Source organism: Alkalibacterium sp., from assembly GCF_046484155.1.
Classification (GTDB): domain Bacteria; phylum Bacillota; class Bacilli; order Lactobacillales; family Carnobacteriaceae_A; genus Alkalibacterium.
Window position 1 is genome coordinate 1 of sequence record NZ_JAWOBT010000113.1, and the last position, 5,123, is coordinate 5,123.

4 protein-coding genes are annotated in these 5,123 nt (G+C 43.0%); all 4 read right to left on the reverse strand.

Annotation, left to right across the window (positions count from 1 at the left end):
- Window positions 1–590: 590 nt before the first annotated feature.
- On the reverse strand, window positions 591–1,214 hold the full coding sequence (locus R6U02_RS08270; RefSeq protein WP_410263141.1) for a 50S ribosomal protein L25: 624 nt from the start codon (window positions 1,212–1,214) through the stop codon (window positions 591–593).
- Between the two features lie 169 nt (window positions 1,215–1,383).
- On the reverse strand, window positions 1,384–2,517 hold the full coding sequence (gene rpoD, locus R6U02_RS08275) for an RNA polymerase sigma factor RpoD (protein ID WP_410263142.1): 1,134 nt from the start codon (window positions 2,515–2,517) through the stop codon (window positions 1,384–1,386).
- Between the two features lie 28 nt (window positions 2,518–2,545).
- Window positions 2,546–4,411, reverse strand: a complete 1,866-nt coding sequence (gene dnaG, locus R6U02_RS08280; RefSeq protein WP_410263143.1) for a DNA primase — start codon at window positions 4,409–4,411, stop codon at window positions 2,546–2,548.
- 189 nt (window positions 4,412–4,600) lie between these two features.
- Window positions 4,601–5,122: a hypothetical protein gene (locus R6U02_RS08285; protein ID WP_410263144.1), complete on the reverse strand. Its 522-nt coding sequence runs from the start codon at window positions 5,120–5,122 to the stop codon at window positions 4,601–4,603.
- Window position 5,123: the final 1 nt, after the last annotated feature.

Sequence of the window (5,123 nt, forward strand, 5' to 3'; positions counted from 1 at the left end):
CATCGAGTGAGCACAGACACAATTATAAGCGATCACTGAGTGAGTTTGGGCGTCACAGTAGGAACCAAGTACGTCCTGTAGTGCCTGCTCGTTTAGAAACGAACCAGGGGTGGCGACTATCGGTGCTCTCGAGTGACCAGTCAGTCGTCATGGTCTAGTGACTGGTCACTAGACGGGCTCTATACTTGCCACTGACCAACGCTTTCCTGTTGACTGGTCACTATTGAGGGCCGTTACTGTTCACCCGTGAGCAGCTGAAAAATGAGTGGACACTAGTTGGGCGCACCACTGCCAACCCACAAAGGCTTGTTCACCGAGTGGCAACCCAAAAAAACCTTATGCCGACTCAAGGCCTTGAAGGCTCCGAGCCGGCACTGAACGGTCCTCCGCAGCATAACATCCGCTCTTTTTAAGGGTCATACTCGCCTGGGAGCGAGTATGGTCTCCTACTAAACTTCCAAAGCTTGTGGAAACTGACCTCCCTTGGTCAGTTTCATCTGCCTGAACACAAAAAAGCCGAGTGATCTATGCTGTTACGCATAGATCACTCGACTTTCATTACTTATCTTGTTATTAAAGACAGAGAACGATTATTCTTTTGAATCTTCGTCGTCTTCTTCGCCAATAAGTTCTGGTTCTGGCATTTCATCATCAGCAGATGTTTCTGGTTCTTCTTCGATTTGTGGAGCAGAAACAGATACCACTGTTAATTCTACGTCAGTTAGTAGTTCAACGTTGTCGGCTACTTCAATATCAGAAACGTGTTTAGTGTCGCCGATTTCCATAGCTGAAACGTCGATAGTGAAGTCTGAAGGAGCTTCAGCAGGTGCTACGTTCACTTCTAATTCGGAAATAGATTGTGATACGACACCTTCTTCAATTTCTTCTTCGCCAATAACGTAAACTGGGATGGTCATGTTAACTTTTTGACCTTTAGTAAAGGCTAAAAAGTCTACGTGATAAATTTCTGGTTTTAGAGCAGCAGTTGTTTTGTCTTTAACGAAGACTTGGTATGTATCTCCGCCAACTTCGATGTCGAATACTCCGTTTGCGCCGACTTCACGCAATGTCATTTCAAACTCTTTTCTGTTTACTAATACAGATACAGTGTCTACCTCTTTACCATAGATAGCTGCTGGGATGTTTCCTTCTTCTCTTGCTCTTCTTGAAGCGGATGTTCCTGTTTCAGTACGTTTTGTCGCTGTTAATTTCATCTGATTTTCACCTTCCACGATTTTATTTTAAGTAAATAGCATTTTTCATTAAACTGAACAAGCCAGAAATGAGTATACCAAAATTATAAACAGATTGCAAAGGAAAGCGACAAGAACTTTTACTTTACACTACATTATTCGCTTTCCCTGCGTATCTGTCAGTGGTTTATTATTCTAAAAAGTCTTTTAATTGTTTAGAACGACTTGGATGACGCAGTTTCCTTAAGGCTTTTGCTTCGATTTGACGAATACGTTCTCTCGTTACGCCAAAGACTTTGCCCACATCTTCTAAGGTACGCTGACGCCCGTCATCAAGACCGAATCTTAAACGCAGGACATTTTCTTCACGATCCGTTAACGTGTCCAGCACGTCTTCCAGTTCGTTCTTAAGCAGTTCATATGCAGCATTGTCTGCAGGACTGGTTGCACCGTCATCTTCGATGAAGTCACCTAAGTGGGAATCGTCTTCTTCGCCGATCGGTGTCTCCAAAGAAACGGGTTCTTGAGAAATTTTAAGGATATCTCTGACTTTTTCAGTAGGCAAGTCCATTTCAGCACCGATTTCTTCCGGTGTTGGTTCACGGCCTAAATCCTGTAAGAGCTGACGCTGGATACGGACGAGTTTGTTGATCGTTTCGACCATGTGTACGGGAATACGGATCGTACGGGCTTGGTCAGCAATGGCGCGGGTGATGGCTTGTCTGATCCACCAGGTCGCATAGGTCGAGAATTTGAACCCTTTTTCGTAGTCAAACTTCTCAACAGCTTTCATGAGTCCCATATTTCCTTCTTGAATCAAATCTAAAAAGCTCATGCCACGTCCGACATATCTTTTTGCGATCGATACAACAAGTCTTAAGTTGGCTTCAGCTAATTCTTGTTTAGCTAAAACTTCCCCTGCTTCGATCCGTTTTGCTAGGGCGACTTCCTCGGCTGCGCTTAATAAGTCGACTCGGCCGATTTCTTTCAGATACATACGCACGGGATCGTTGATCTTAACGCCCGGAGGAGCAATCATTTCTTCTTTTTTTGCTTTCTCAGCAGCTTTTTCCTGTTTCTTAAGCTGTTTAGTTAACGGATTTCCGTCTTCATCAACGACTCCGATTCCTTCGTCTTCAAGTTTCTGAACCAAGTCATCCATCTGGTCTTTTTCCAGACCAAAAGGCTCGGCCAATTCATCGGTTACCTTCACATAGGAAACGGTCTGTTCCTTGTCTTTCTTCAATTCTTTGATAAAATGAACAACTGCGAGTTCGTATTTTTCTCCGGGCTTTTTTTTGTTTTTCTTCGTTGTTTTTGCCATAAAATGACAGACCTCCTGATTAATCTTTTTATTTATTTTTTAATTGACGGTATAAGTTGATGATCTCAATACTCAACGACTGCTGTCTTTGTTTATCCCCACTGCGTTCAGCATCTTTTAGTTCTTCCCGTTTACGGGTGATGCGTTCCTCCAGGGGCTGGCGATTACAGATCAAATTAAGATAATCTTCAATTTCTCCGGGCGCGGTCTCTTCCGATAAAGAAAGCCACATGATCTCCGATGCTTTACTTTTCAGTTTGTCATCAGGTAAAAAATCGATAAACGATTGAACATTCGGATGATCGTGTGAATGATAAAACTCTTCGTACAGTAAAAACAGGAGCTGATTCGATTCAGTCGAAAAGGCTAAATCGTTATCCTGTGCTGTCAGTTGCTGCCAGACCTCGTTATTCGTGAACAGGCGATTCAACAAGGCTGTTTCAGCTTTCATGACCGCTGTCTGTTTCGGCTTATTCTGCCGGATGATCACCGGTTGCTGGCTCGTTTCATTATCAGGCTGTTTTTCACTTCGTTTTCGCTGCTGTTTGCGCTGTTCTTTCTGATTTTCAACGATGTGACCGTGCATTTGTTCTTTCAAAGAGTCGGTAGATAAATCAAACGTTTCAGCTATTTGCTTCAAATATAACTCTCTCTCAACTGCAGAAGTCACGCGTGTCAATTCTTTTAGGATGACATCGATGTATTTCAATCGATCACTTTCGTTTTTTAGATTGATTTCTTTTTTATGATACTTCATCAGAAAACTCATCAAGGTGTCTCGACCATGAGCTAAGAATTCTTTGAATGCTTCCGGTCCTTTTTTCTGGATAAAATCATCAGGATCTAAATTTTCCGGAAATGTCGCAATTTCAATCGAAAAATGGGTTTCATTCGTTATGAAATCGGTCGCTCGTTTTATCGCTTCCAGGCCGGCTGCATCGCCATCGTAAGCAATGACGACGTGATCCGTCACTTTATCTAACGTTTGGACTTGCTCTTCTGTCAGGCTGGTCCCCATCGTAGCTAGACCGTTTCTGATACCCGCCTGCCAGGCCGAGATGACATCCATGAACCCTTCAAACAGGAACACTTCGCCTTCACGACGAATGACCGGTCGTGCTTTGTCATAGTTGAACAGCACCCGCCGCTTATTGAACAGTTCAGTTTCAGGACTGTTCATGTATTTAGCCGTGCGGGCCTGACCATCATCGATAAAGGCTCGTCCAGAGAAAGCAACTGTCTGTCCTTTGGCATCTTTGATAGGAAAGAGGATCCGGTTGGTAAAGCGATCATAAAACGAATCGTCTTCTCTGTCGGAAAATAGACCGGATTTTCTTAAGATATCTTTTTCACTTAAGCCTTCATTTTCAAGATACAATTTTAACGTCTCTCTTTGAGGCGGAGAAAAACCGATCTTGAATGTTTCAATGCTCTCTTCGGTCACGCCCCTATCAAGTAAATACTGGTAGGCTTCTTCACCTGCTTTAGTATTGACGAGGACATGATGATAAAAATGTTCAGTTTTTTCATACATAGCTAGCAGTTTGCCTTTAGTTGAATCGACACTCGGCCGGTTCTGTTTTGCCTGCTCGAAGATCGTCTGGTCTATAGGGATATCTGCAAGTTCCGCTGTCTTACCTACGGCTTCTACAAATGAAAGACCTTCGATTTCCTGCAGGAAACTAAAGACATTTCCGCCTCTTCCGCAGCTGAAACAATGATAAATCTGTTTTTTCTCACTGACTGAAAAGGACGGTGTTTTATCGTCATGAAAAGGACAGGAAGCAAAGTGATTTTGTCCTGACTTTCTTAACTGAAGATATTGAGAAATAACTTGAACAATATCTGTTTGTTCTCTAATAGAATTGATTGTTTCTTCAGGTATTCTGCTCATTCTTCATCCCCCTTCTTGACCTATGCATTATAGGCGTTAAAGAAAAGGCATACTGACCCTATATTAATCAATCTTCAGTATACCGTATTTCGTTTATTATGTAAATAATTCGCCTTGGATTACTTACAAAAAATTTGAACCTGCTGGGGTATACCCTACAGGTTCAAATTTCACCGTTTTTTTTAATGATCAGGCTGTCACTTTTTTTGCAATGCGGTTCATTTGTTTACCCAGACTCTTCCACATGACTTGAGCGATGAAAAAGTCGACCATGCTATGCACGACGGTCCCTACACCAACGAGCAGGAAGATCGCATAGAAAAAGCCGTCCTGATAATCACCGCCTGAGACTAATCCGAAGAAAAATAAAGAAACAACGGCGACTTCAGCTAAAGCATGCACGATCCCCAGCCAAAATGAGAAAATATAGCTCTTCACAGGTGAAGAAAGGATATCTTCTCTCCTATTGTTTATATAAAGTGCCCCGACCAGTGCGAACACGACGTGACTGAGCGCCCGAAGTGTAATGACGATCGGAAAACCGGCAAGCAAAAAACCAACTGCTGAGCCAAGTGATACGAGCACGGCAATCTGCGGTGAAAGAAACAACGCGAAAAATATAGGTACATGGCTTGCTAAGGTGAACGAAGCCGGCTCAAGTAACACTTTGATCGGCATGACCATCGGGATCATGATTGCGATGGCGGTCAGT